The organism is Streptomyces liliifuscus, assembly GCF_016598615.1.
Taxonomy (GTDB): Bacteria; Actinomycetota; Actinomycetes; order Streptomycetales; family Streptomycetaceae; genus Streptomyces; species Streptomyces liliifuscus.
This window is the reverse complement of sequence record NZ_CP066831.1, coordinates 4,530,877-4,556,338: the sequence shown is the minus strand read 5'-3', so window position 1 is coordinate 4,556,338 and position 25,462 is coordinate 4,530,877. Positions and strand designations below refer to the sequence as shown.

Genomic DNA, 25,462 nt, shown 5'->3' with positions numbered 1-25,462 from the left:
CCTGGTTGGGAAGTTACCCGTACGTATGGGCGAGGTCACGGGTGTGGGTGTGTGACTCGGGCCGCATTTGTCTAAGCGCTTGCTTTCCTCGCCCCCGCCGCCCCTTCCCGTCCCGTCCCTGGGGGCTGCGCCCCCAGACCCCCCTTTCGGCCTGAACGGCCTCGTCCTCAAACGCCGGACGGGCTGAAGGTGTCGGCCCGGGCTGCGAAATCTTCAGCCTCTCCGGCGTTTGAGGAGCGGGGGTTCGGGGGCAGCGCCCCCGAGTCAGGCGGACGGCTCCCGGGTCGTCGTCGTCGGGGACGGGTCCGTGGCCGGGACGCGGTGGCGGCGGCGGCGCTTGAGGAGGGCCCAGGGGGCACGCGGCCCGGTCGGCATGGCCGCCGTGACCTCCGTACCCGCCTCGGACGCGGCCTCCGCGGCGGCCCGGGCCACCGGCAGGAACCCCTCCCGGCGGGAGACGTCCGGCCGCTCCTCCTCCGCCGGCCACAGGCCCAGCGCGGCGCACAGCGTGGGCAGCATCGCCATCGCCGCCGTCGCGTAGCCCTCGGCGGAGGGGTGGTAGTTGTCGGGCCCGAAGAGCTCCCGCGGATTCGCCGCGAACTCCGGGCCCAGCAGGTCGCCCAGCGACACCGTCCGCCCGCCCTGCTCCACCGTCCCGATGGTCTGGGCGGCCGCGAGCTGCCGCGAGGCCCGCCGTGCCAGCCACCGCAGCGGCTGCTGGACCGGCTCGATGGTGCCCAGGTCGGGGCACGTGCCCACGACCACCTCGGCACCCGCCGTACGCAGCCGCCGTACCGCCGCCGAGAGGTGACGGACCGAGCGGGTCGCCGGCATCCGATGCGTCACGTCGTTCGCGCCGACCATGATCACGCATACGTCGGGGATCCCGTCCGGCTCCCCGAGAACCACCGCGACCTGGCGGTCCAGGTCGTCGGACTGGGCTCCGGGCAGCGCCACGTTCCGCAGCCGCACCGGCCGCTCCGCCACCGCCGCGAGCCCGGACGCGAGCAGCGCCCCCGGTGTCTGGCGGGCCCGGTGCACGCCCTGCCCCGCCGCCGTGGAGTCACCCAGCATCGTCAGGCGCAGCGGTTCCTCCGAGCCGGCGTACACATACCCGTACAGCCCGTCCGCGCTCGGCGGATGGGGGCTGTGGCCGTTCCCCACCTGGCGCTTCGCCAGCTGGACCTCGGCCAGTACCACTCCGACCGTCGCCGCGCCCAGCAGACCGATCCCACCGCCGCCGTACGCTGCGCCCGCGGCGATCCGGCGTGCCACCCTCGCTCTCGACAAGCTCGTCATGCGTAGCCGCCACCTCCTCTTTGCCGTACACCCACTGCTTGCCCCGTACAGACCGTCGGCCAATCTCAACGAGACGTGAACGCCCAGGAGGGGGCTTAGGCTGACGACACCACCCCAATCACTTCTTTTTCAGCTCCGGAGACAACGGTGCAATTCCACGACTCGATGATCAGTCTCGTCGGCAACACCCCGCTGGTGAGGCTCAACAGCGTGACCGCCGGCATTCAGGCGACCGTCCTCGCGAAGGTCGAGTACTTCAACCCCGGCGGTTCCGTGAAGGACCGCATCGCCCTGCGCATGATCGAGGCAGCCGAGAAGAGCGGCGCACTGCAGCCGGGCGGCACGATCGTCGAGCCGACCAGTGGAAACACAGGTGTGGGCCTTGCCATCGTGGCTCAGCAGAAGGGCTACAAGTGCATCTTCGTGTGCCCCGACAAGGTGAGCACCGACAAGATCAACGTTCTGCGGGCGTACGGCGCCGACGTCGTCGTCTGCCCCACCGCCGTTGACCCCGAGCACCCCGACTCGTACTACAACGTCTCGGACCGGCTCGTGCGGGAGACCCCGGGAGCCTGGAAGCCCGACCAGTACTCCAACCCCGACAATCCCCTCTCCCACTATCACTCCACCGGCCCCGAGCTGTGGGAGCAGACGGAGGGGCGCATCACCCACTTCGTGACGGGCGTGGGCACCGGCGGCACCATCTCCGGGACCGGGCGGTACCTCAAGGACGCCAGCGACGGGAAGGTCCAGGTCGTCGGCGCCGACCCCGAGGGGTCCGTGTACTCCGGCGGCTCCGGGCGCCCGTACCTCGTCGAGGGCGTCGGCGAGGACTTCTGGCCGACCGCGTACGACCGGACCGTCGCCGACGAGATCGTCGCCGTGTCCGACAAGGACTCCTTCCAGATGACCCGGCGGCTCGCCAAGGAGGAGGGGCTGCTCGTCGGCGGCTCCTGCGGCATGGCCGTCGTGGCCGCGCTGCGCGTCGCCGAGCGGCTGGGCCCCGACGACGTCGTGGTCGTGCTGCTGCCCGACAGCGGGCGCGGATACCTCAGCAAGATCTTCAACGACGAGTGGATGGCCGACTACGGGTTCCTGGAGGACGAGGGGCCCAGCGCCCGCGTCGCCGATGTCCTGAGCGACAAGGTGCACGGGGCCATCCCGTCCCTCGTCCACATGCACCCGGACGAGACGGTCGGCGAGGCCATCGAGGTGCTGCGGGAGTACGGCGTCTCGCAGATGCCGATCGTGAAGCCGGGCGCGGGTCACCCGGACGTGATGGCGGCCGAGGTCGTGGGGTCCGTGGTCGAACGGGAACTGCTCGACGCGCTGTTCACCCAGCGGGCTTCCCTCTCCGACCCGCTGGAGAAGCACATGTCGGCGCCGCTGCCCCAGGTCGGCTCCGGTGAGCCGGTCGGCGACCTGATGACCGTGCTCGGTGGCGCCGACGCGGCGATCGTCCTGGTCGAGGGCAAGCCCACCGGTGTCGTCAGCCGGCAGGACCTGTTGTCCTTCCTGGCCAAGGGTGGACGCCAGTAGGAACGTCCGGTGAACTGCGTGCCCCGGAGGGGAACTTCCGGTGTGAGCGATCACGGCGGAACTTCGTGGAAGTGGTACGAGCGCGTCACGTCCGCGCAGCACACGCTTAACACGCGTCCGGCACATTGGTGGATGTCGGCAAGGGCGGGAGCGGCTCCCCGCCCCGGCCGGCACCGAAACGGCGCCAAGGACCTCCGGAGCGGCTCCCGGACCTCCATGGACGCCACGGACGCGTAAGCCTGGCCCTGACCCGGCCCGCGTCCCTCGCGGGGACCGCCGTCGTCCCGCCCCCCGGCAACGGGGGTGCGGCGGTCCCCGCGCAAGCCCGCGAAGGGCCCGGTACCTTGCGGTACCGGGCCCTTTTTGCGTGTGGGTGTTCCGCGTGCGGGTCGTTTGCCGTGCTGCGGGCCGGTGGGGGCTTGTCGCGCAGTTCCCCGCGCCCCTTACGGGGCGTGGTGGCTCACTCTTCCCAATCGCTGTTCTGGGAGGACTTGCGGCGGCGGGTGAAGAAGTTCGGTGAGTTGCGTGCGGCCTGGACCACGTTGACCCCCACGATGCCCGCCCAGGCGACGAGGAGGCCGGGCAGGTCCGCGACCCCGCCGCCGATCGCGGACAGGGGGATCGCGAGGACCAGCGAGACGATGCCGAAGCCGAATCGCTCGCCGAAGGAATCCGAGGATCCCTGCGGGGAGCGCGAGCCCCGGGCCACCACCATCTGCTGTTCCGCGAGCTGACGACGCACCCGGCGGTCGACCGCGCCGTCCAGGCGCTGCTCGACCTTTTCCAGGAACGAGTCGACCAGCGCGGACTCGTACTCTTCGCCCAGTTCCTTGCGTGCGTGCAAGGTGGCGTCGAGTTCCTTCTTGAGTTCGGCGTCGCGGGCTTCCATACCGGTCATAATCCAACGGTAGAGAGCCGGAGCCCGGTTGGCACGGGGGTTAGCCCCCCTGTCCTCGCTGGGCTGTTCCCCACCAGGTGGGGCCCTGCTTCGTCAGGCCTGCTCGGTCAGGCCCTTCTCCTTCGCGTACGCGTTCGCCACGTCCTCCGGGTCCTTCTTGTCCTTGTCGACCTGGCGGTTCAGCTCGGTCAGATCCGCGGTGGTGAGCACGTTGCCCAGTTCGGCGAGGGCCTTGCGGACCGTCGAGTCGGCCTTGCGGTCGGCTATGAGGGGGACGATGTGCTGGCCGGGGATGAGGTTCTTGGGGTCGGTGAGGACGACCCACTTGTTGGCCACGATGTCGGTGTCCGTGGTGAAGAGGTTCGCCACGTCCACGTCGCCCTTCTTCAGGGCGCCCTTCACCAGTGGCCCGGAGGAGTCGAGGGACTTGAACTCCTTGAACTCCACCCCGTACACGTCCTTCAGGCCCACCGAGCCGACCTCGCGTTTCTTCACCTCGGGCGCGGCGCCGATGACGAGCTTGCCGTTCTCCTTCTTCAGGTCGGCGAGGGAGACCAGTCCGTACTTGTCGGCCGTCTCCTGGGTGACGACGAACGCGTCCGAGTCCTCGGCCATGCCGTACGGCAGCACCTGGAGCCCGGCGGGCAGGGCCATCGCGAGGGCGTTCTGCATCTCGCCCTCCTCCGTCGCCTCCGCCTTGGGAGAGAGGTAGTGCAGGAGGGCGCCCTGGTACTCGGGGAGCAGGTCGATGTCGCCGCCCTTGAGGGCGGGGATGAGGATCTCGCGGGTGCCGAGGTTCGGGCGGACCTTCGTCTTCACACCGGCGGCCTCCAGGACGGCCGCGTAGAGGAAGCCGAGCACCTGGTTCTCGGTGAAGTTGGCGGTGCCGATGGTGACACCGTCCTTGCTGGACCCGGCCCCGCCACCGGCACTGCCCCCGCCGTCGAGCGAGGTGATCCCGCTGCTGCACGCGGCGAGAGCGGGAACGGACGCGGCGGCGAAGAGCCCGCCGAGGAGAGTACGTCGATTCATGGGAGGAAGCTCCTGAGGGGAGTTGCTGAGATCAGGGGCGCCCCGTAAGGGGCGCGGGGAACTGCGCGACCAGCCACGGCCGGCCCGCAGATTCAGAACTGCGGCCAGCGGCAGCGTCTACGCGGGGCGATGACGGAACAGCACCCGCTGCAGCCCGCTCAGGCCCAGGTCGAGCACAACGGCGACCAGCGCCACCAGCACCGCCCCGCCCAGCACCTGCACGAGGTCCCGCTGGGCGAGTCCGTCGAACACGTACCGACCCAGCCCGCCGAAGGAGACGTACGCCGCGATCGTGGCCGTGGCCACCACCTGGATCAGTGCCAGCCGCAGGCCCGTCATGATCAGCGGGAGCGCGAGGGGCAGTTCGACCTGGAAGAGGACCTGGTGCCAGCGCATGCCCTGGCCGCGCGCCGCGTCCTTCACGTCCGGGTCGACGGCGGTCATGCCCGCGTACGTGTTCGTCACGATCGACGGGACCGCGAGGGCGACCAGCGCCACGTACACCGGCCACATCGACAGGCCGCTCGCCAGGAAGACGAGGACGACCAGGCCGACGGTGGGCAGCGCGCGACCGAAGGACGCGAGGTTGATCGCGAGGAACGCGCCCTTGCCCGTGTGACCGATCAGCAGGCCCAGGGGGAGGGCGATCGCGGCGGCCACGAGGGTGGCGAGGAGGGAGTACTGGAGGTGTTCGGCGAGGCGGTGGCCGATGCCGTCGGGGCCGGTCCACTGCTCGCCGCTGACCAGCCAGTCGCCGAGGTCCTTGAAGAGTTCGTACATGTCAGGCTCGCCGCCTCGTCCACGGGGTGAGTACGTACTGGACGGCGACCAGCAGCGCGTCCGCGACCAGGGCCAGCAGGAGCGTCAGGACGACGCCGACGATGACCGGGGTCGGGAAGTTGCGCTGGAAACCGTCCGTGAAGAGCTGGCCGAGGCCGCCGTCGCCGATGTACGTGGCCACGGAGACCAGCGAGATCGACATGACCGTGGCGATACGGACGCCCGCCATGATCACGGGGAGCGCGAGGGGGAGCTCGACCGTGAGGAGGGCGCGCAGGGGGCGCGTGCCCATGGCCTTCGCGGCCTCCTTCGTCTTCGCGGGGACCGAGTCGAGGCCTTCGACCGTGTTCCGCAGGAGGACGACGAGGGTGTAGATCGTCAGGCCGATGACCGTGGTGGTGCGGGTCAGGCCGGAGACCGGGAGGAGCAGCACGAAGACCGCGATCGACGGAATCGTGAAGAGGACGTTCGAGAGGCCCAGCAGCACGCCGCGCAGGGGGCGGATCCGGTGGGCGACCACGGCCAGCGGCAGGGAGATCAGCAGGCCGAAGAAGACCGCGGACAGGGCCGCCTGGAGGTGCGAGAAGGTCAGGGTGGTGAGGTCGTCGGTGTGGTCGCCTATCCACGACCAGTCGACGGTCACGAGGCCACCCGGGCTTCCGCGTGGGCCTGGCCCGCGTGCTGGTGGATCTCGTCGCGCGAGGTCACGCCGGTGAGGGCGCCGTCGGCGTCGACGCGGGCCACGAGTCCGGTCGGGGAGGCGATGGACTCGTTGAGGGCGGCCAGCAGGGAGTCGGTGTCGCGCAGCGGCCGTACGGGGAGTTCGGTGTCCCCGGTGTCCTTGGTGCGCCAGTGCAGGGGCCTGCGGGCCTCGTCGAGGGTCAGCTCCCAGGTGCCGCCCTCGGGGGCCGGCGCCTGCGGTATGCCCTTGAGGGGCGTCAGGGACAGGAGCTTCAGGCCGCGTTCGGCGCCCAGGAAGTCCGCGACGAAGTCGTCGGCCGGGCGGGCCAGCAGCTCGGAGGGGGTCGCGCACTGGACGAGATGGCCGCCGGTGCGGAAGATCGCGATCTGGTCGCCGAGCCGTACCGCCTCGTCGATGTCGTGCGTGACGAAGACGATCGTCTTGCTCAACTCCTTCTGGAGCCGCAGCAGTTCGTCCTGGAGCTGGGTGCGCACGACCGGGTCGACCGCACCGAAGGGCTCGTCCATCAGGAGCACCGGCGGGTCGGCGGCGAGCGCGCGGGCCACACCCACGCGCTGCTGCTGGCCGCCGGAGAGCTGGTGCGGGTAGCGCTTCCCGGACTCGGCGGTCAGGCCGACCGTCTCCAGGAGCTCGGCGGCCCTGGCCCGTGCCTTGCGGCGGCCGTGGCCGAGGAGCAGCGGCACGGTCGCGATGTTGTCGAGGACCGTGCGGTGCGGGAAGAGGCCCGACTGCTGGATGACGTAACCGATGGAGCGGCGCAGGTCGGCGGCGTCCTGGTCCAGCACGTCACGGCCGCCGACCCGGATGGTCCCGGAGGTCGGGTCGACCATTCGGTTGATCATTCGCAGGGTGGTCGTCTTGCCGCAACCGGAAGATCCCACGAGGACGGTCACGCCGCCTTCTGGCATCTCCAGGGAGAGGTCGTGGACCGCTGTGGTGCCGTTCGGGAAGCGCTTGTGGACCGCGTCGAACTGGATCATGAGGTGTCCCTTGCCCGGCTGCATATCGTCATGCAGAGTTCTCTGTATCTGAATAGGTTGTCAACGGTTCGGTGTTAATCACCGGTTACTTATGGCCGTCAGGCAAGATCCAACGTCCGGATTGAGGGGAGTTCACGCTCTATGTCGTCTCGGGATGTGGACACACCGGGTGCGGTGACCACCGGCCTCGTGGTGCTGGACGGTTGCAGCACCGGAGTGGCCGACGTCGTACGGCTCGCCGACGGGACCGCACGGCCGGTTCCGGGCACCGAGGCGATGAAACGCGTCGAGGAATCCTGGGACGCCGCCCGGCGGATCGCCGCTACCGGGCGCGTGTACGGCCGCTCCACCGGAGTCGGCGCCAACCGGAACGAGGACGTGCCGACCGAGGCGGCCGCCGAGCACGGTCTGCGCCTGCTGCGCAGCCACGCGGGCGCCATCGGCGAGGAACTGCCCGCCCGGCAGGTCAGGGCGATGCTCGCCGTCCGCGCGAACCAGCTCCTGGCGGGCGGCGCGGGTCTGCGGCCCACCGTCGTCACCGCGCTGTGCGAGGCGCTGGAGGCCGGGGCGTACCCCGTCGTGAACGAGTTCGGCTCGGTGGGGACCGGGGACATCGCGGCCCTCGCGCAGCTCGGGCTGGCGCTGGCCGGGGAGCACCCCTGGCGGGGCGCGGACGCGTCGACCGGAGTGCGCGCGGTCGTGGGCGCCGGTGCCTCGGGAAGCGTGGGCGGCGGCGTGCTCGGCGGGGCGATCGCGGGAGCGGCCACGGGTGCGCTCACCGGTACGCCGGAGACCGTGGGCGCGCCCGAGCCCCAGCCGCTCGACAACAACGACGCCCTCGCGCTGATCAGCAGCAACGCCCTCACCCTCGGACAGGCGGCCCTCGCGCTGCACGAACTGCGCGGGCTCATCGGGGCCACGCAGGTCGTCGCCGCACTGTCACTGGTCGCGGTGGACGGCTCGTACGAGGCGTACGCGGCGCCCGTGCACGCCGCGCGTCCGCACCGCGGTTCGAGTGAAGTGGCCCGGCGCATGCGGCAGTTGATCGGCGCCGCCGACCACCCGACGCCGCCGCTCGGCCGGATCCAGGACCCGTACGGATTCCGGTGTCTGCCGCAGATCCACGGGCCCGCGCACGACGCGGCCGACGCCCTGGAGGAGGTCCTCGCCGTCGAGATCAACGCGGCCGCCGAGAACCCGCTGATCTGCGCCGAGGACATGGCCGCCTACCACCACGGCGGCTTCTACCAGGCCCAACTCGCCCTCGCCCTCGACCACTTCAGGCTCTCCCTCACCCAGGTGGCCCGCCTTTCGACCTCCCGCCTCTCGACCCTCAACGAACCCGCCTACACCCGGCTGCGCCCCTTCCTCGCCGACCACGAGCCCGCCTCCTCCGGCGTGATGATCCTGGAGTACGCCGCCGGGGCCGCCCTCGGTGATCTGCGGGCCTTCTCCGCGCCCGCCTCGCTCGGCCACGCTGTACTCTCCCGGGGCGTCGAGGAGCAGGCCAGCTTCGCCTCGCTCGCAGCCCGTCAGACGCTGCGCGCGTGCGATGCGTACCGGCTCGTCGTGGGCTGCGAACTCGTCGCCGCCGTACGGGCGTTGCGCCAGCGCGAGCTGCGGCCCGACCCGGAGCTGCCGGTGGCGCGGGCGCTGGAACTCGCCGAGTCGGTGCTCGACGCGGACCCGACCGACCGGCCGCTCACGGACGACGTGACGGCGGCGGCCGCGCTGCTCGACCGGTTCACGGACATCTGGAGGGGGAGCACGGCATGAGCGTGGACGGGAACATGAGCGTGAATATGGGCATGGACAGTGACATGGACACGAGCATGGAGACGGGCCCGGTCGGCGAGTCGGGCGCGGCCGACGGGAGCGCGGGTGTGACGGACAGTCCTGCCGGGCGTCTGCAGACGCTCTTCGAGGGCCACCGGCTCACCCCCACGCAGCGACGCATCGCCCACAGCATGGTGCGGCGGGCCGCCGACGTGCCGTTCCTGTCGAGCGTGGAGCTCGCGGAGCTGGCCGGGGTCAGCCAGCCGTCCGTCACCCGTTTCGCCGTGGCCCTCGGCTTCGACGGCTATCCGGCGCTCCGCAAGCACCTGCGCGAGGTCACGCCCGCCGAACCCGCGGCGGACACGGGCTCGTACAACGAGTACCAGCAGGCCGTCGAGGCCGAGATCGAGAACCTGCGCCATCTCGCCTCCGTGCTCGCGGACCCGCGTCCCGTGGAGCGGGCCGGACGGCTGCTCGCCGCCTCACGGCCGCTGCCCGTGCTCGGACTGCGGGCCGCCGCCTCCCAGGCCTACGGCTTCGCGTACTTCGCCGCCAAGGTCCATCCGGACGTACGGCTGCTGCACGAGGGCGGCACGATGGTCCACGACCGGATCGACTCGGCCGTACGGGCCGGGGCCACGACCCTGCTGTGCTTCGCGCTGCCCCGGCACCCGCGGGAGGTCGTGGACACGCTGGCCTACGCGAAGGAGGCCGGGCTGACCGTCGTCACCGTGGCGGACTCGGCGTTCGCACCGGTCGCCAAGGTGTCCGACCTGCTGCTGCCCGCCGCCGTCGGGACCGGGCTCGCCTTCGACACGGCGTGCGCGCCGATGCTGCTCGGGCGGGTGCTCCTTGAGGCGATGTGCGACGGGCTGCCCCAGGCACAGGCACGCCTGGAGGAGTTCGACGCGCGGGCCGCCGCACGGGGCCTGTTCGTCGAGTAGCGGTACCGCGTCGGGTACGGAGTCGCCTTTTTTGGGTCCGCTCTCAGACGTGTCTCACTTTCGCTCGCTAGCCTGCGTGCCCAAAAGAGGCGTCGATGAGTCGGTGAGGAGCGGATCGTGACGCGCGGAGGGCAGGGACTGGCGCGGGTGGCCGTCGTCGTACGGGCCGGGGCGGCACCGTTGTGGTGGCTCGGAGTGATCTCGGCGGGTGTGGGTGTACTGGTGCCCGGCATCACCGGGCGCCGGATCGGGGTGATGGCGGGAGCCGCGCTCTTCCTGATCACCGCGGCCGTGGTGGCCCTGGTACGGCACAAGCGGTACGTGGCGCTGGTCGGCGGGGCCGCCCGGGCCGGGAAGCACGATGTGCTCCAGGACCGGGCCGTGACGGTACGGAACTGGCGGCGCGGGCACCGGTGGTGGCTGCTGCTCGCCCTCGTGGGAGCACTGGGCTCGGCGTTCGCCGTCCCCGCGGCCGGAGGCATGCTGCTCGCCGGGGCCGGAACGGGCCTTCGCCTCAAGGCGGCCCGGATCGGACGGCTCGAACGGGCGGCCGAGTCGCTCGTCTGGGTCCGTGTCGACTGGCTCGGGCGCGGGGCCGGCGTTCCGGCGGGCAAGCGGGTCAAGGGCTATCGCGCCACGGGGATCGCCGCGGGCGACGCCGCGCCCGGTGGGGCGCGGCGTCGGGGTGGCGTGCTCGTCTGAGCCCCGGGGCGGGGTCAGACCTCCAGATCGGCCTCGATCCTCTTCAACTGGTGCCTGGCCATCGCGAGGTTGGAACGCTTGGCGTCGAGCACCAGGTACAGGAAGAGACCGTTGCCGCCGCGGCCCTTCATCAGGCGGATCAGGTGGTACTGGTCGGACAGCGTGATCAGGATGTCCTCGATCTCGCCCTTGAGACCCAGGTGCTCCATGGTGCGGATCTTGGCGCGTACGACGTCGGTGTTGCCGGCCGCCGCGACCGTGAGGTCGAAGCCCTTGCTGCCGCCGATCGTGCCCAGCGCCATACCGCTGGTGTAGTCGACGAGAGCGGCTCCGGTCGCGCCCTCGATGGAGGCCAGGGCCTCTTTCAGAGAGGTTTCGGTGTTCGCCATGGTCGTGACTGTCCTTTCGGTTCGGTGAGTTCGGACCGGCGAGTTCGGTCCGGTGGATCCGTGCTCAACGGCTCTTGCCGGTCGGCTCGGTGGTGGTGGTGCGCGCGACGCGCGCGGTTCGGGTGCGGGGCGCGGAGGGCTTCGCCGGGGCCCGCGCGGCCGGGGCGGGCCGGCTCTCGACCGCGGCCTCGACGAGCTCCCCGATCCGGGTGCCGGAGCGGCGCCCTTCGAGGTGCAGCCGGCCGACGTTCGCCCGGTCACCGGCCAGCAGCGTCAGCACGGCGGAGGGTCCCGCCGCGTAGGTCGCCAGATAGCCGTGCTCGCCGTGCAGCAGCAGTTCGCGGAAATCGCCCCGTCCGGTCGCGTCCGCCATGCGCAGGGCGACTCCCAGCGCGGCGGCGGTGAGCGCGGCGAGCCCCTCCGGCTCCACGCCCGGGGTGTCCTGGGCCAGCACGAGGCCGTCGACGCTGGCCGCGAGGGCACCCGTCAGTTGGGGCACTCGCGCCCGCAACCGGTGTAGTTCGTCGAGGACTTCGGCCTCGGCCGCCATCAGTTGTCTCCTCTCGGCACGCTGTCGGAGCGCGCGGATCACAAGGCCTCCAAGGCGTCTCTGAGACGGCGCAGCAGGGCGACGTCGGGATCGGCCGACGCCTGCGCCGCCTCCGCGGCCTGCGCGACCACCGTGGAGACGGGGGACAGGGGGGTTGCGGGTGCTTCCGGCGTCCGGGCTCGGTCCGGTCCGGACGGGACCGGCCCGGATTCGGCGGGCCCGGATTCGTCCGGTCCGGACGCGAGGGAACCGGACGGGAGTGGCCCTGACGCGATCGTCGGCGATCGCGGCGTCACGATTCCGGCGGCCGCGAGCCGCCGGAGGTCGACCAGGGTGTGGAATCCCGGACGGCCGAGCACCAGCGAGATGTCCGACGCCGTGCGCTCACCGTCCACCTGGTCGAGGACCGTGCGCTGACGCGGGGGAAGGATCGAGTCGACGGCACGGCCGGTCCGTACGAGCGGCTCGGTGTCCGTGCCCGGCTCCGGCCAGATGCGGTGCAGCAGATCGCGACGCCGCAGCGTCTCCCGCTCCACCGCGTCCACGGAGACCGGCCGCACGGGACCGATCCAGTGCGCGACCCCGTACCGGAACCGCGCCGGACCGCTGCTCGGGCCGAGCGTGAAGAACGCCGCGTCGTACAGCGCGCCCAGATGGCACAGCTCGAGGGCGCCCGCCGTCAGTCGCCCGCTGTCCACCAGGAACCGTCCGACCCGCCGCTCGGCCCCCGCCTCCGAGACCGCCTCCCACCAGCCCTCCGAGCCCAGCGCGCCGCGGGTGGTGAGCAGCACGTCGAGCCCGGGTGTCGCGGGGCTCTCCGCGTGCACCACCTGGCCCTCGACCAGATACAGCACACCGCGCTCCCGCGTCAGGACGCCGGTGGCGCGTTCCTCGGCGAGACGGCTGAGCATCGGGCTGAGGGTGGGCGGGATGCCGGACCGTGGTTCCGCGCGGTTCGGGGAGCCGCGGTCCGGGGTGGTGCGGTCCGCCGGGACGTGGTCCGTCCTGACGGGATCCGCCGTGTCGCCGCCGGCTCTGTCGTCGTCGGCTCTGTCGCGGCCGGGCAGGGGGCGTGCCTCCACCGTGGTCACCCCACCACCAGCCGCTCCGCCATCTCGCCCAGGCGTATGCGGGCCAGGGCGAGATTGCCGTCCGAACGACCCAGCCACAGATGCAGGAACACACTGCTGTCGAACGTCGTACGGACGAAACGCAGGACGTGGTAGCTGTCCTTGTTGCAGATGATGAGATCTTCGACCGGCGGCTGTCCGCCGGACCAGTCGGCTCCTTCCTCGGGGGCGAAGGCCTTGTGCTCCGCGGCCAGGCGGGCGAGTTCCGCCGCCTCGGCCGCGGTGGCCTCGTGGTCTCCGTTGGGTGAGTCCCCGACCGTGCCAAGAGCCAGTCCGCTGGTCCAGTCGACCACCGAGGCTCCCCGGGCTCCGGGCAGTCTCATGGCCTCCAGCAGGCACTCGTCGATTCCGGGCACGGTGCTTCCCTCCCGCCCGTTGTGGTTCGGCTGAGTGACGCCGAAACTACGCAACGTGTGCGCGAGGAGTGATGGTTCTGGCATTTTCCTGAGGAACATGCCAGCCGCTGGCTAGAGTGTGTGGATTTTCCCTTTCAGTCCTCGTTCCTTACACGCAGCACCACCTTGTTCAGTGCCCACAGGCCCACCCCCACAGCCAGCAGCACCCCGGCGCGGATGTAGACGTCCGCGGGACGGTCGGCCAGCGGACCGGCGAGGATCAGGGCGGTGATCGCGCCGAGCACCGGAAGCACGGTCGGCGTACGGAAGTGCTGGTGGTCGACGGGGTCGCGGCGCAGTACGAGAACCGCGATGTTGACCACCGCGAACACGCACAGGAGCAGGAACGACGTCGTGTCGCCCAGGCCCTCGATCTCGCCCGTGGACACCAGCGCGATCGCGAGCAGCGTCACGAAGGCGATGCCCACCACGGGTGTGCGACGCGTGGGCAGGACGCGGGCCATCCCGCGCGGCAGGATGCGTTCGTTGGCCATGCCGTAGCACAGGCGCGAGGCCATCATGATGTTGATCAGCGCGGAGTTGGTGACGGCGAACAGGGCGATGAGCGCGAAGAGTTTGTGCGGGAAGTCGACGCCGCCGGCCTTCACGACCTCCAGCAGAGGGCCGCTCGAACCCTCCAGCACCTTGTAGTCGACCAGCAGCGACGAGACCAGCGCCACCAGGACGTAGATCGTGCCCGTGACCGCCACACCGATGAAGATCGCCCGCGGGAAGGTGCGCACGGGATCCTTCGTCTCCTCGGCCATGTTCACCGAGTCCTCGAACCCGACGAACGCGAAGAAGCCCAGCGCCGTCGCGCCCAACACCCCTGTCATCAGGGCATATCCGGTGCCGCTCGCCTCGAACTCGCCCAGCCGGGACGGCTCCCCGTCGCCGTTCAGCACGGCCCACGCGCCGATCGCGAGGATGATCACCAGGCCCGTCAGCTCCACCAGCGTCAGGACCACGTTCGTCTTCACGGACTCCGACACGCCCCGCAGGTTCAGGGCGGCCAGCAGCAGGATGAAGCAGATCGCGATGAGTGTCGGCGGCAGCGCGTCGCCCGTCAGCTCCGACAGGTAGTCACCGCTGAAGGCGCGGGCCGCCGCGCTCGCCGACGACAGGCCCGAGCACATCACCATGAACGCGACGATGAAGGTCAGGAAGGGGACCTTGAACGCCTTCTGTGTGTAGAGCGCCGCCCCGGCCGCCTTCGGATACTTGCCGACGAGTTCCACGTACGACGCGGCCGTCAGGATCGCCACGACGAAGCCGATGGCGAACGGCAGCCACAGCGCCCCGCCGACCTTCCCGGCGACCTTGCCGGTGGTGGCGTAGATGCCGGTCCCGAGGATGTCGCCGATCACGAAGAGGATCAGCAGCTTGGGGCCGAGGACGCGCTTGAGACCCGGCTCCTCGGCGGGCGCCGGTGTGCCCGCGGTGGATTCTGCGGTGGACAAGAGAACCTCCCCCGATCGGTGATCCGTCCGGGGACGTGTTCCCTGGGGCGCGCGCGGGATGCCGCTCGGGCACCGGCTCAGAGGTTCATCAGAGCTCCGCCCCGGCGTGGGCGCCTCAGAACGTGCCGGTCAGCGACTCCGCGTGCGCCCCTCCCGACTCCGCCACGATCTCGTCCAGCGTCTGCGGCGTCCGCACCACGGCGAACCGCACCCCGCCCGCCTTGTCGGGACCGAAGCCGTAGATCCCGGGCCGCGCGAGGGAGTTGTACGCGTAGTGGTGCGCGAAGTAGTACGCCCCCGTGTCCAACGCGGCCGCGTAGTCGCCCTGTTCGAGCAGCGGCATCGACCGCTCCTCCGCCAGCAGGTCGCCCGCGAAGCACGCGGGACCCGCCACGTCCTGCACCACGTCGGGCCCCGCCTTGGGCCGCCCCTTCGTGTCGTACGCGGCCACCCGCAGCGGCCAGGACCGCGGCGCGTACACCGTGCGGGCCGCCACCTGCACCCCCGCGTGCGTCACCGCGATCGCCCGTCCGCCGGCCGACTTCGCGTACTCGACCCGCGCCAGCACCACCCCGTGCTTGGCGAGCAGCGACCGCCCGAACTCCGTGACCAGCCCGTACCGCCCGTCGAACAGCCCCGGCACGGTCGCCGCGAGCAGCCGCGCGTACTCCTCGTACGTGGGCGTGTGCGTGTCCGACCCGAAGTTCACCGGCAGTCCGCCGCCGATGTCGAGGGTGTCGATCTGCCGCCGCCCGGCCCGCTCGTTGATCTCCTCCGCGAGCCCGTACGTCTCCGCGACCGCCCGTGCCATCAGCTCCAGCGGCATCCCCTGCGAACCGGAGTGCGCGTGCAGCCGCGTCAGCCACGGCCGGTCCAGATACGCCCGTACGACCCACTCGCGGGCCCCCTCGTCCCGCAGCGCCACCCCGAACTTCGAGGTCGCCGTCGCCGTCGACAGCGCGCCGATCGAACCCCCGCCGACCTGCGGATTCACCCGGATCCCGATGGGGGAGCGGGTCGAGGCCGACTGCACGAGGGCGTCGAGGCGGTACAGCTCCTGCGGGTTGTCCGCGTTGACCGCGATGCCCAGGGCGAGCGCCTCCCGCAGCTCTGCCGGGGTCTTGGCGGGCGAGTCGAGGACCGTACGGGACGGCGGGACCCCGGCCGCGCGGGCGAGGGCCAGCTCGCCCGGGCTCGCGACCTCCGCGCCGATGCCCTCCCGGCGCAGCAGCCGCAGCACCGGCACGAGCGGGGTCGCCTTCACCGCGAACGCGTGCAGCACGGGCGTCCCCGGTGCCGTCACCGCGTCGAAGGCCGCGTGCAGGGCCGCCGCCGAGGCCCGGATGCCGGTGATGTCGAGGAGCCCGACGATGGGACTGAGGGGACCGACCAGCCCCTGCTCAACGGCCGCGCGAACGGCCTCGTCCCGTCGTAGGCCCCCGTCCGGACCCTTCGGAGTTCCGTCCGGTTCTTCGCCCGTCGCGTCCGCGTCTCCCGTGCCTGTGTATGCCGCCATACATCCAGCCAAACATCCGCGCCGCGCCCGTGCTGGGCCACGAAGGTATTGACTAGTTCTATTCAGGCGATCAGGATGTGAATATCGACTGAATGACCGGCACCACCCGGAGCACTCACCAGCCGCCAGGAGGCAGACCATGTCAGGACCCCGCCCCGTCCGAGCACCACGCGGTACGGAACTGAGCGCCCTGGGATGGCAGCAGGAAGCCGCGCTGCGGATGCTGCAGAACAACCTCGACCCCGAGGTCGCCGAGCACCCCGACAAGCTCGTCGTCTACGGCGGCACCGGCAAGGCGGCCCGCGACTGGCGCTCCTTCGACGCCATGGTCCGTACGCTGCGCACCCTCAAGCAGGACGAGACGATGCTCGTCCAGTCCGGCCGGCCCGTCGGCGTCATGCAGACCCACGAGTGGGCCCCGCGCGTCCTCATCGCCAACTCCAACCTGGTGGGCGACTGGGCGAACTGGGAGGAGTTCCGCCGCCTGGAGGCCCTCGGCCTCACCATGTACGGGCAGATGACCGCCGGCTCCTGGATCTACATCGGCACCCAGGGCATCCTCCAGGGCACCTACGAGACGTTCTCCGCCGTCGCCGCCAAGAAGTTCGGCGGCACGCTCGCGGGCACGATCACCCTCACCGCCGGCCTCGGCGGCATGGGCGGCGCCCAGCCGCTCGCCGTCACCATGAACGACGGCGTCGCGATCTGTATCGACGTCGACCCGCGCGCCATCGAGCGCCGCATCGAGCACCGGTACCTCGATGTGAAGGCCGACTCCCTGGAGCACGCCCTCCAACTCGCCGTCGAGGCCCGCGACGCCCGCCGCCCGCTCTCCATCGGGCTCCTCGGCAACGCCGCCGAACTGCTGCCGCGCATGCTCGCCGAGGGCGCTCCCATCGACATCGTGACCGACCAGACCTCGGCCCACGACCCGCTGGCCTACCTCCCCGTGGGCGTCGACTTCGACGACATGGCCTCGTACGCCGCGAAGGACCCGGCCGGTTTCACGACCCGTGCCCGTGAGTCCATGGCCCGGCACGTGGAGGCCATGGTCGGCTTCATGGACGCCGGCGCCGAGGTGTTCGACTACGGCAACTCCATCCGCGGTGAGGCCCAACTCGCAGGGTACGAGCGGGCGTTCGCCTTCCCCGGCTTCGTCCCCGCCTACATCCGGCCCCTCTTCTCCGAGGGCAAGGGCCCCTTCCGCTGGGCGGCGCTCTCCGGTGAGGCCTCGGACATCCACAAGACGGACAAGGCGATCCTCGACCTCTTCCCGGAGAACGAGTCCCTGCACCGCTGGATCAAGCTGGCCGGTGAGCGTGTGCACTTCCAGGGCCTGCCCGCCCGGATCTGCTGGCTCGGCTACGGCGAGCGGGACAAGGCCGGCGAGCGGTTCAACGACATGGTGGCCAGCGGTGAGCTGCAGGCTCCCCTCGCCATCGGGCGCGACCACCTCGACTGCGGGTCCGTCGCCTCTCCCTACCGGGAGACCGAGGCCATGCTCGACGGCTCCGACGCGATCGCCGACTGGCCGCTGCTGAACGCCATGGTGAACGTCGCCTCCGGGGCGTCCTGGGTGTCCATCCACCACGGTGGCGGTGTGGGGATGGGGCGGTCCATCCACGCGGGTCAGGTGTCGGTGGCGGACGGTACGAAGCTGGCCGGGGAGAAGATCCGGCGCGTGCTGACCAATGACCCCGGGATGGGTGTCATCCGGCATGTCGACGCGGGGTACGACATCGCGGAGACCGTGGCCGATGAGCGGGGCGTCCGGGTTCCCATGCGGGAAGGCGAGTCCGCGTGAGCCTGCCGTTCGGTGGAGAGCGGGACTCCTCTTCCCCCACCCCGCCCCTTCCCGAAACCATGGGCTCTGCCCCTGGACCCCGCCGGGGGCTCCGCCCCCAGACCCCCGATCGGCCTGAACGGCCTCGTCCTCAAACTCCCCCACTCTCGGCTTCGCTCGAGCGGGGGGACCCCCACGACGGGCTGAAAATGCCTGGACCGGACTCGAAGACTCAGCCTCGCTCAGCGCCTCCCTCCTTCCACGACATGTGGCGGGAGTTGCAGCCCATCGGGCGCCACCCCGACTCCGGTGGCTACCGGCGGTTCGCCTGGACCGGGGCCGATCGGGACTGTCGGGACTGGTTCGAGGAGCAGGCCCGGGGGCGGGGGCTGAGCTATGAGCTGGACCGGAACGGGAACCAGTGGGCCTGGCTCGGTGATCCCGCCGCGGGGGACGCCGTCGTCACCGGGTCGCATCTCGACTCGGTGCCCGATGGGGGTGCCTTCGACGGTCCCCTCGGTGTCGTGTCGTCCTTCGCCGCGCTGGATGAGCTGCGGAGCAGAAACGCACGGTTCACCAAGCCCCTCGCCATCGTGAACTTCGGTGACGAGGAAGGGGCCCGGTTCGGGCTCGCCTGTGTGGGGTCACGGCTCGCGGCCGGGGAGCTGACCGTCGAGCGGGCACGGCAGCTCCGGGACGGTGACGGGGTCAGCCTGCCGCAGGCCATGGAGGCCGCCGGCTACGACCCGGACGTCATCGGGGCCGACCCCGAGCGCCTGGCCCGGATCGGCGCGTTCGTCGAACTGCACGTGGAGCAGGGCCGTGCCCTCGACCTCTCCGGCGACCAGGTCGGCATCGCCAGCGCCATCTGGCCGCACGGGCGGTGGCGGTTCGACTTCAGGGGCGAGGCCAACCACGCGGGGACCACCCGACTGGTGGACCGCCGCGACCCGATGCTGTCCTACGCCGAGACCGTGCTCGCCGCCCGGCGGGAGGCACAACTCGCGGGTGCCGTGGCGACCTTCGGCAAGATCTCCGTCGAGCCGAACGGCGTCAACGCCATCCCGTCCCTCGTGCGCGGCTGGCTCGACTCCCGCGCCGCCGACCAGGCGACCCTCGACACGGTCGTGAGCGGCATCGAGAAGGCGGCCCGCGAGTACGCCGACGAGCACGGGGTCCAACTGGACATCGTCAGGGAGTCGTTCACCCCCGTCGTCGAGTTCGAGCACGCCCTGCGGGACGAGATCGCGCGCATCCTGGGCAGGGAGAAGGAGGCGGACCTCAAGGTCCCCGTCCTCGGAACGGGCGCGGGACACGACGCCGGGATCCTCTCCGGAACCATCCCCACCGCCATGCTGTTCGTACGCAACCCCACGGGCGTCTCGCACTCGCCGGCCGAGTACGCCGCCGAGGACGACTGCGTGGCCGGGGTGACCGCACTCGCCGACGTACTGGAAGGGCTGGCCTGCACGTGAGCGCGCGAGGCACGACCTACTGGCTGGAGCACGCCTGGCTCGACTCCTTCGTCGAGCCGGGTGTGGCCCTGGACGTGGACTCGGAGGGGCGGATCGCCGCCGTCCGCACGGGCGTCGACGCCCCGCCCCCGGGCGCCGAGATCCTGCGCGGACTGACCCTTCCCGGTCTCGCCAACGCCCACAGCCACGCCTTCCACCGTGCCCTGCGCGGCACGGTCCAGGTCGGCTCCGGCACCTTCTGGACCTGGCGCGAGATCATGTACTCCGTCGCGGACCGGCTGACCCCGGACACGTACCACGCGCTCGCCCGCGCGGTGTACGCCGAGATGGCCCTCGCCGGGATCACGGCCGTCGGTGAGTTCCACTACGTCCACCACGCGCCCGGCGGCACCCCGTACGCCGACCCGAACGCCATGGGCGAGGCCCTCATCGAGGCCGCCGCCGAGGCGGGCATCCGCATCACCCTCCTCGACACCGCCTACCTCGCCTCCGGCCTCCTCAACAAGCGCACCGGGCAGCCCCCGAACCGGCACCAGCTCCGCTTCTCCGACGGCACCGCGGAGGCCTGGGCCGCACGCTGTTCAGTTCTCAAGGACCGGGATCACGCTCGGATCGGGGCCGCCATCCACTCCGTACGGGCCGTGCCCGCGGGGCAGTTGGAGGCCGTGGCTCGGTGGGCCGAGGAGCGGCGGGCCCCGCTCCATGTGCACCTGTCCGAGCAGACGGCGGAGAACGACGCCTGCCTGGAGGCGCACGGCTGCACGCCCACCCGGCTGCTCGCCGACCACGGGGTGCTCGGCCCGCGCACGACGGGCGTCCACAACACCCACCTCACCGACGAGGACATCGCGCTGCTCGGCGGCTCCACGACCGGCACCTGCATGTGCCCGACCACCGAGCGCGACCTCGCCGACGGCATCGGACCTGCCGTCGCGCTCCAGCGGGCGGGCTCGCCGCTGTCCCTCGGCTCCGACAGCCACGCCGTCATCGACCTGCTCGAAGAGGCACGCGCCATGGAGCTGAACGAGCGCCTGCGCACCCGCACCCGCGGCCACTGGACGGCGGCGGCGCTCCTGCGCGCCGCCTCCGCGGACGGTCACGCGGCCCTGGGCTGGGACGACGCGGGCACCCTCGAACCCGGCGCGCTCGCCGACTTCACGACGATCGCGCTCGACTCGGTCAGAACAGCGGGGCCGGTGCCGCGGCTCGGCGCCGAGACGGCCGTATTCGCGGCGACCGCGGCGGACGTGCGCCATACGGTCGTGGGCGGCCGGCACGTCGTACGCGACGGGGTCCATGCCCTCGTGCCGAACGTGCCGCGGGCCCTGGCCGACGCCGTCGAAGCCCTGCGCGCCTGATCCTCGCGCCCCGCCCGAGCCCGAGCCCCGACAAGGACGCCATGAGTACTGCGAACGGCACGACGACCGTCATCACCAACATCGCCAGTCTGGTCACCAACGATCCCTCCCTCGGCGACGGGTCTCCTCTCGGTCTGATCCAGGACGCGGCCGTCGTCATCGACGGCGACCGCATCGCGTGGACCGGTGATTCAAGAGAAGCACCCGCCACTGACAATCGGGTCGACGCCGGTGGCCGCGCGGTGATCCCGGGCTTCGTCGACTCCCACTCGCACCTCGTCTTCGCGGGCGACCGCACGCAGGAGTTCAACGCCCGGATGTCCGGCCGGGCCTACAGCGCCGGCGGCATCCGTACGACCGTCGCCGCCACCCGGGCGGCGAGCGACGAGGAGTTGGAGCGCAACCTCACCCACTACCTCGCCGAGGCCCTGCGCCAGGGCACGACCACGTTCGAGACGAAGTCCGGCTACGGGCTGACGGTCGAGGACGAGGCCCGGGCCCTGCGCATCGCGTCCGCACACACCGACGAGGTCACCTACCTCGGCGCCCACATCGTCTCCCCGGACTTCGCCGACGACCCCGCCGCGTACGTCGCGCTCGTCACCGGCGAGATGCTCGACGCCTGTGCCCCGTACGCCCGTTGGGTCGACGTCTTCTGCGAGAAGGGTGCCTTCGACGGGGACCAGGCCCGCGCGATCCTCACGGCGGGCAAGGCGAAGGGCCTGCACCCGCGCGTCCACGCCAACCAGCTCTCGTACGGCCCCGGAGTGCAGCTGGCCGTGGAACTGGACGCCGCCTCGGCGGACCACTGCACCCACCTCACGGACGCGGACGTCGACGCCCTCGCGAGCGGCGACACCGTGGCGACCCTGCTCCCCGGCGCGGAGTTCTCCACCCGCGCCGAATGGCCGGACGCCCGCCGTCTCCTCGACGCGGGGGCCACGGTCGCCCTGTCGACCGACTGCAACCCCGGCTCGTCCTTCACCTCCTCTGTCCCCTTCTGCATCGCCCTCGCGGTACGGGACATGGGGATGACGCCGGACGAGGCCGTGTGGTCGGCGACGGCGGGCGGCGCGACAGCACTTCGGCGCACCGATGTCGGCCGCCTCACCCCGGGCGCGTACGCGGACCTCGCGTTCCTCGACGCCCCGAGCCACGTCCACCTGGCCTACCGGCCGGGCGTACCGCTGGTCGACCAGGTGTGGCGGCGGGGCGTACGCGTGGCCTGAGGCGGGCACCGAGGGCGGGTCCTGGGCGGGCGGTCTCTCAGCCCGCCTTGGCCCGGGACCCGTACATCAGCCGCCGCAGCACCGCCTCGGCCGGGCCCCGGCGCCCCCCGCGCTCCAGGGCGTACGCCCCCGCCACCGTCAGCAGCCACACGCCGGCCGCGAAGAGCGCCATGGTCCAGCTGGACAGGTGCTCGCCGAGACCGAGCCCCCAGGCGGCCAGCACCGGCGCGAAGAGCAGCGAGTGCGCGAGGTAGCAGGACAGGGACCGCTTGCCGACCGCCGACACCGCCGTGACGACCGTGGCACCAACCCCAACCCCAACCCCAACCCCCGTGCGCGCCCCGGCCCTCGCAACCTCACCCTGACTTGCACCCGCACCCACGCGCGCCGCCCCGCGACCGCTCCACCAGTGCACGAAGAGCGCGACGACGGCGACGTAACCGAGCCCGGCGGCATTGCCCGTGACGTCTCGGAGCAGGGTGAGCGCCCCCTCCTCGCTCTGCGCGTCGGCCGGTACCTCCAGGGCGCCGACGTGGGCGAGCGCGGTGGGCAGCGCGCCGAGCCAGCCGACCGCGATGCCGATGACGGCCGTACGGCGCAACAGAGTCAGATGGCGTCCGGGCTCCTCCAGGACACGGCGGCGGGCCGCCCAGAAGCCGAGCAGGAAGACGACGTACCCGCCGGCGACCATCGCCAGCGCAGAGGCCAGGAACGTGACGAACAGCCCGGTCTCCAGCCGGGTCTGAGCCGCTGTGAGCCAATTTCCCTCCTGTGCCGCATACGCCATGAAGCCGGGCTCCGCGCCCGCGTCCCCGAGCGTGCCCAACTCGCCCCGGAGCAGGGCCGACACGACGGGCTGGGCCGCGAAGAACACGATCAGTACGACGCCGACGCAGATCCACCGCTTCAGCGCGCGCTCGCTGCGCCGCAGGAAGACCAGGCCGAGGACGAGGCTCAGCACTCCGTAGTAGCCGACGATGTCGCCCGCCATCAGCAAGGTGGAGTGCAGCAGCCCGATGACGATCAGCCACAGACTGCGCCTGCGCAGGATCCTGGCGGCGCCCCGCTCGGAGTTGCCGGCCGCGGTCTGCCGGAGGAAGAGCTGCATCATCCCGTAGCCGAAAAGGAACGCGAAGAGCGGATAGACCCGCAGGTCCAGCACGATGATCATGGTGAACTGCACCGCGTGGTCGAGCCACGAGCCGTCCACGGGCTGCCAGCCCGAGGGGCCGCGCCGGGCCGCCCAGAGGTGGAAGGCGGTGTTGGACAGAACGATGAGCAACAGCATGATCCCGCGTGCGAGGTCGGGTGCGAGCGCCCGCTCCTCGGCCCGCACGCCCCCGCGTCGTACCGGCGTCTCTTCGCTCGTGGTCGTCATGACCCCACGCTAGGAAGGGCCTGACCTGCGCGATATCGGTCGGCGGTCCAGCACCGACCGACCAAGGGATGACACCGAGCCGGAGGACCGCGACCAAAGTCGCCGCCGAACGCCCCCTCGGTCAGCCCCCGGCGAGGAATCCCGGCGAGGCACCCTGGCCCGGAATCCCGGCCCGGAGCCCCGCCCGGAGGTTCAGGCAGGCCCCGCCCCCGCCCGCCACAACTGCTCAGTCCGTTCCGTGTCGGGGGCCAGGTCGAGGCCGTCGTCGCCGTACGGAGTCAGCGCGTGGTCCGGGGCGACGGCCGGGCGGATCGCGCCGTCGGCGGACACCGCGAACCGCAGGTTCACGGCGTTGCGGCCGCCGAGCGAGTCGCACTCCCAGATGCCCACGCCGTCGTCCGTTGCGCCGCGGCTGTCCAGGCAGAAGTCGGGGTCCGCGTACGACTGCAGCGCGCCCCGGTCGGTGTCGACGCGCCAGCGCTGGGTGCCGGACGAGGAACAGGGGGCCGTGATGACGTCCGAGCCCTTCTCCATGTCGCCGTGCAGGATGTCCAGGCAGCGGCCGGTGGAGCGGTTCACGACCTGGGCGTAACCGCCGTTCGGAGGTGGCGCAGGGGCGGCCGGCGGGCTGGACGTCGGGTGGGACGGGCTCGGGGACGCCGACTTCGACGGACGCGAACTCTTCGTCGGGGACGGGGAGTCGGTGCCGCCCGTGGGGGACGCGGAGGGTGCCGTCGGGACCGTGGCCGTCACCGTGACCGCCGGCGGGGGCACCGGATTCCCCGCGCTTCCCGCCGTGTCGGGCCCTGAGCCGCCCGAGGGGACGAGGAAGAGCAGCAGTGGGGCCAGGGCGACCCCGAGTGCCGCGGAGGCCAGCACGAGGCGACGGGAGGGCGGCCAGGCCGCCAGGGACCCCCAAGTGGCCGACTCCGTCCGCAGGGTGGCGCGCGAGCGGGCCGCCGCGCCCGTGGCGTACGCCGTGCCGGCCCAGGGCAACAGGCCCTCGGCCAGGCCCGTGTGCGGGTCGTCCCGCAGCGCGGACAACTCCTCGTAGGCGGTGGCGCAGTGCGCGCACTCGGCCATGTGGGCGCGCAGATCCGTGCTGTGGCGGGGGCTGTCGGGGCGTACCGACTCCTCGATCAGCCGGCGGAAGTCCTGGCAGCGCCGATCGCCGGAGGCGGCGAGATGGCTCTTCAGGAAGGACGCGCGCAGTGCCTGGAGCGCCGGCTCCGTTCCGTACGTCACGTCCTCGCGGGTGAGTCCCAGCAGGCCTGCCGTGTTCTCCTCGGGCTCCTGCTCCACGATCCCGTACCAGGCGAGGCCCTGGACCCGGGAGGGGAGCGACCGGAACGCGTCGAGCAGCGGCGGCGTCGGGCCCTCGGGACCGGCCGTGCGCAGCCGCGCGAGCAGACCGGGGTCGAGCCGGCCGGCCCGTTCGTCCCCGGCCCAGGTGACGGCCACCCGCCCCGTCAACAGCAGGAGTTGGTGCCGCCAGGGGCCGCCCGGGTCGGAACCGCGAGCGGTCTCCTGGGCCGCCAGGGCGAACGCCCGGTCCGTCAGCTGCCGCGCCGCGGAGTCGACGGTGGTGCACAGGCGGGCGTACGCGAGGACCGCCGGCCGGTGCCGCACGCGCAGTTCACGCAGTGCCGCGTACGCGGTCTTGGTGTCCGCGCGCAGCAACTCGGTGAGCCGCGCGTCGGCCGCACCCGCGTGCACGCCGCCCCCGCCCCCGTTACCGGCGCCATCGCCGGCTCCCTGCCCCTCGCCCCGAACCATCCACGTGCCTCCCTGCACCCCCGTGCCTCACCCGCCGGACAACTGACATACCAGCCAGTTTGGCGAGTGACCATAGTGATGGAAGGTGAACAGTGAAGAAAGGGGTTCCCGTGGGTAACTCGGGGGACACGAGGGCCGGACCCGGGTGCTCGGAGAGCGTGAAGCGGCGGGATCCGCGAGCCGGAAGCCGCGTGAGCCGCGGGCCGGAACCCGCGTGAGCCGCGGGGGGCAGGCGCGTCATCCGCGGGCGCGAACCCGCGTGACCGGCGGACAACGCACTCGGGGCCGGGCCGGATGATCCGGCCCGGCCCCGAGCGCACACCTACGCGCCTCGTGCGCCGGCACGACCGCAAGCCCTGCGCGGTCGTGC

22 protein-coding genes are annotated in these 25,462 nt (G+C 71.8%); 8 read left to right on the top strand and 14 right to left on the bottom strand.

The features are described 5' to 3' along the window. Positions 1-264 precede the first annotated feature (264 nt). On the bottom strand, positions 265-1,299 hold the full coding sequence (locus JEQ17_RS19210; protein ID WP_200396378.1) for an SGNH/GDSL hydrolase family protein: 1,035 nt from the start codon (positions 1,297-1,299) through the stop codon (positions 265-267). 147 nt (positions 1,300-1,446) lie between these two features. Here JEQ17_RS19210 and JEQ17_RS19205 point away from each other — a divergent pair, with 147 nt between their 5' ends. Then, positions 1,447-2,838, top strand: coding sequence for a cystathionine beta-synthase (locus JEQ17_RS19205; protein ID WP_143639057.1), 1,392 nt, complete (start codon positions 1,447-1,449; stop codon positions 2,836-2,838). A 460-nt stretch (positions 2,839-3,298) separates the two neighbouring features. On the opposite strand, the gene JEQ17_RS19200 is transcribed toward JEQ17_RS19205, so the two are convergent. From JEQ17_RS19200 to JEQ17_RS19180, 5 genes are all read right to left on the bottom strand, one after another. Next, the gene (locus JEQ17_RS19200) at positions 3,299-3,727 is read right to left on the bottom strand and encodes a hypothetical protein (protein ID WP_200401589.1); all 429 of its coding nucleotides are present in this window, start codon (positions 3,725-3,727) and stop codon (positions 3,299-3,301) included. 102 nt (positions 3,728-3,829) lie between these two features. Then, on the bottom strand, positions 3,830-4,768 hold the full coding sequence (locus tag JEQ17_RS19195; protein WP_200396377.1) for an ABC transporter substrate-binding protein: 939 nt from the start codon (positions 4,766-4,768) through the stop codon (positions 3,830-3,832). A 117-nt stretch (positions 4,769-4,885) separates the two neighbouring features. Beyond that, positions 4,886-5,548, bottom strand: coding sequence for an ABC transporter permease (locus JEQ17_RS19190; RefSeq protein ID WP_200396376.1), 663 nt, complete (start codon positions 5,546-5,548; stop codon positions 4,886-4,888). A gap of 1 nt (position 5,549) precedes the next feature. Beyond that, a complete protein-coding gene (locus JEQ17_RS19185; RefSeq protein WP_200396375.1) occupies positions 5,550-6,191 on the bottom strand; it encodes an ABC transporter permease in 642 nt (213 codons plus the stop codon). Then, complete coding sequence (locus tag JEQ17_RS19180) at positions 6,188-7,231, bottom strand: ABC transporter ATP-binding protein (protein ID WP_200396374.1); 1,044 nt, start codon at positions 7,229-7,231, stop codon at positions 6,188-6,190. The genes JEQ17_RS19185 and JEQ17_RS19180 overlap by 4 nt, the downstream gene beginning before the upstream one ends. Positions 7,232-7,372: 141 nt before the next feature. Here JEQ17_RS19180 and JEQ17_RS19175 point away from each other — a divergent pair, with 141 nt between their 5' ends. The 3 genes from JEQ17_RS19175 to JEQ17_RS19165 all read left to right on the top strand — a co-directional run bounded on the left by JEQ17_RS19175 (position 7,373) and on the right by JEQ17_RS19165 (position 10,653). Then, positions 7,373-9,007: an aromatic amino acid ammonia-lyase gene (locus JEQ17_RS19175; protein ID WP_200396373.1), complete on the top strand. Its 1,635-nt coding sequence runs from the start codon at positions 7,373-7,375 to the stop codon at positions 9,005-9,007. 56 nt (positions 9,008-9,063) lie between these two features. Beyond that, positions 9,064-9,951 (top strand): MurR/RpiR family transcriptional regulator, encoded by an 888-nt coding sequence (locus JEQ17_RS19170; protein WP_200401588.1) that lies wholly within the window; start codon positions 9,064-9,066, stop codon positions 9,949-9,951. Between the two features lie 117 nt (positions 9,952-10,068). Continuing rightward, a complete protein-coding gene (locus JEQ17_RS19165; RefSeq protein ID WP_200396372.1) occupies positions 10,069-10,653 on the top strand; it encodes a hypothetical protein in 585 nt (194 codons plus the stop codon). 14 nt (positions 10,654-10,667) lie between these two features. Here JEQ17_RS19165 and JEQ17_RS19160 read toward each other — a convergent pair whose 3' ends face one another. The 6 genes from JEQ17_RS19160 to JEQ17_RS19135 all read right to left on the bottom strand — a co-directional run bounded on the left by JEQ17_RS19160 (position 10,668) and on the right by JEQ17_RS19135 (position 16,093). Further along, positions 10,668-11,042, bottom strand: a complete 375-nt coding sequence (locus JEQ17_RS19160) for a roadblock/LC7 domain-containing protein (RefSeq protein WP_055617533.1) — start codon at positions 11,040-11,042, stop codon at positions 10,668-10,670. A gap of 64 nt (positions 11,043-11,106) precedes the next feature. Further along, on the bottom strand, positions 11,107-11,592 hold the full coding sequence (locus JEQ17_RS19155) for a roadblock/LC7 domain-containing protein (RefSeq protein WP_200396371.1): 486 nt from the start codon (positions 11,590-11,592) through the stop codon (positions 11,107-11,109). A 38-nt stretch (positions 11,593-11,630) separates the two neighbouring features. Next, positions 11,631-12,503: a transcriptional regulator gene (locus JEQ17_RS19150; protein ID WP_234048743.1), complete on the bottom strand. Its 873-nt coding sequence runs from the start codon at positions 12,501-12,503 to the stop codon at positions 11,631-11,633. 176 nt (positions 12,504-12,679) lie between these two features. Continuing rightward, on the bottom strand, positions 12,680-13,078 hold the full coding sequence (locus JEQ17_RS19145) for a hypothetical protein (protein WP_055617535.1): 399 nt from the start codon (positions 13,076-13,078) through the stop codon (positions 12,680-12,682). Between the two features lie 134 nt (positions 13,079-13,212). Then, positions 13,213-14,577 carry an APC family permease gene (locus JEQ17_RS19140; RefSeq protein WP_200396370.1) on the bottom strand — a complete coding sequence of 455 codons (1,365 nt, stop codon included), beginning with the start codon at positions 14,575-14,577 and terminating at the stop codon, positions 13,213-13,215. A gap of 115 nt (positions 14,578-14,692) precedes the next feature. Further along, positions 14,693-16,093 (bottom strand): type III PLP-dependent enzyme domain-containing protein, encoded by a 1,401-nt coding sequence (locus JEQ17_RS19135; RefSeq protein WP_200396369.1) that lies wholly within the window; start codon positions 16,091-16,093, stop codon positions 14,693-14,695. Positions 16,094-16,232: 139 nt separating this feature from the next. On the opposite strand from JEQ17_RS19135, the gene hutU reads away from it, so the two are divergent. The 4 genes from hutU to hutI all read left to right on the top strand — a co-directional run bounded on the left by hutU (position 16,233) and on the right by hutI (position 21,938). Then, entirely contained in the window at positions 16,233-17,897 is a 1,665-nt protein-coding gene (hutU, locus tag JEQ17_RS19130) for a urocanate hydratase (RefSeq protein WP_200396368.1), read from the top strand. A gap of 188 nt (positions 17,898-18,085) precedes the next feature. Then, complete coding sequence (locus JEQ17_RS19125; protein ID WP_234048269.1) at positions 18,086-19,351, top strand: allantoate amidohydrolase; 1,266 nt, start codon at positions 18,086-18,088, stop codon at positions 19,349-19,351. After that, positions 19,348-20,709, top strand: a complete 1,362-nt coding sequence (locus tag JEQ17_RS19120) for a formimidoylglutamate deiminase (protein WP_200396366.1) — start codon at positions 19,348-19,350, stop codon at positions 20,707-20,709. Before JEQ17_RS19125 ends, JEQ17_RS19120 begins: the two co-directional genes overlap by 4 nt. 41 nt (positions 20,710-20,750) lie before the next feature. Next, the gene (hutI, locus tag JEQ17_RS19115; RefSeq protein ID WP_234048268.1) at positions 20,751-21,938 is read left to right on the top strand and encodes an imidazolonepropionase; all 1,188 of its coding nucleotides are present in this window, start codon (positions 20,751-20,753) and stop codon (positions 21,936-21,938) included. A gap of 37 nt (positions 21,939-21,975) precedes the next feature. On the opposite strand, the gene JEQ17_RS19110 is transcribed toward hutI, so the two are convergent. After that, positions 21,976-23,316, bottom strand: a complete 1,341-nt coding sequence (locus JEQ17_RS19110) for a DUF418 domain-containing protein (protein WP_200396365.1) — start codon at positions 23,314-23,316, stop codon at positions 21,976-21,978. Between the two features lie 192 nt (positions 23,317-23,508). After that, positions 23,509-25,092, bottom strand: coding sequence for an RICIN domain-containing protein (locus JEQ17_RS19105; protein WP_200396364.1), 1,584 nt, complete (start codon positions 25,090-25,092; stop codon positions 23,509-23,511). Between the last annotated feature and the right edge of the window lie 370 nt (positions 25,093-25,462).

Excerpts from the sequence above, each read along its gene's own strand:
- JEQ17_RS19210 (WP_200396378.1), bottom strand. The coding sequence starts at position 1,299 with ATGACGAGCTTGTCGAGAGCGAGGGTGGCACGCCGGATCGCCGCGGGC.
- JEQ17_RS19200 (WP_200401589.1), bottom strand. The coding sequence starts at position 3,727 with ATGGAAGCCCGCGACGCCGAACTCAAGAAGGAACTCGACGCCACCTTG.
- JEQ17_RS19195 (WP_200396377.1), bottom strand. The coding sequence starts at position 4,768 with ATGAATCGACGTACTCTCCTCGGCGGGCTCTTCGCCGCCGCGTCCGTT.
- JEQ17_RS19190 (WP_200396376.1), bottom strand. The coding sequence starts at position 5,548 with ATGTACGAACTCTTCAAGGACCTCGGCGACTGGCTGGTCAGCGGCGAG.
- JEQ17_RS19180 (WP_200396374.1), bottom strand. The coding sequence starts at position 7,231 with ATGATCCAGTTCGACGCGGTCCACAAGCGCTTCCCGAACGGCACCACA.
- JEQ17_RS19175 (WP_200396373.1), top strand. The coding sequence starts at position 7,373 with ATGTCGTCTCGGGATGTGGACACACCGGGTGCGGTGACCACCGGCCTC.
- JEQ17_RS19170 (WP_200401588.1), top strand. The coding sequence starts at position 9,064 with ATGGAGACGGGCCCGGTCGGCGAGTCGGGCGCGGCCGACGGGAGCGCG.
- JEQ17_RS19160 (WP_055617533.1), bottom strand. The coding sequence starts at position 11,042 with ATGGCGAACACCGAAACCTCTCTGAAAGAGGCCCTGGCCTCCATCGAG.
- JEQ17_RS19155 (WP_200396371.1), bottom strand. The coding sequence starts at position 11,592 with ATGGCGGCCGAGGCCGAAGTCCTCGACGAACTACACCGGTTGCGGGCG.
- JEQ17_RS19150 (WP_234048743.1), bottom strand. The coding sequence starts at position 12,503 with ATGCTCAGCCGTCTCGCCGAGGAACGCGCCACCGGCGTCCTGACGCGG.
- JEQ17_RS19135 (WP_200396369.1), bottom strand. The coding sequence starts at position 16,093 with ATGGCGGCATACACAGGCACGGGAGACGCGGACGCGACGGGCGAAGAA.
- hutU (WP_200396368.1), top strand. The coding sequence starts at position 16,233 with ATGTCAGGACCCCGCCCCGTCCGAGCACCACGCGGTACGGAACTGAGC.
- JEQ17_RS19125 (WP_234048269.1), top strand. The coding sequence starts at position 18,086 with ATGCCTGGACCGGACTCGAAGACTCAGCCTCGCTCAGCGCCTCCCTCC.
- hutI (WP_234048268.1), top strand. The coding sequence starts at position 20,751 with ATGAGTACTGCGAACGGCACGACGACCGTCATCACCAACATCGCCAGT.
- JEQ17_RS19110 (WP_200396365.1), bottom strand. The coding sequence starts at position 23,316 with ATGACGACCACGAGCGAAGAGACGCCGGTACGACGCGGGGGCGTGCGG.
- JEQ17_RS19105 (WP_200396364.1), bottom strand. The coding sequence starts at position 25,092 with ATGGTTCGGGGCGAGGGGCAGGGAGCCGGCGATGGCGCCGGTAACGGG.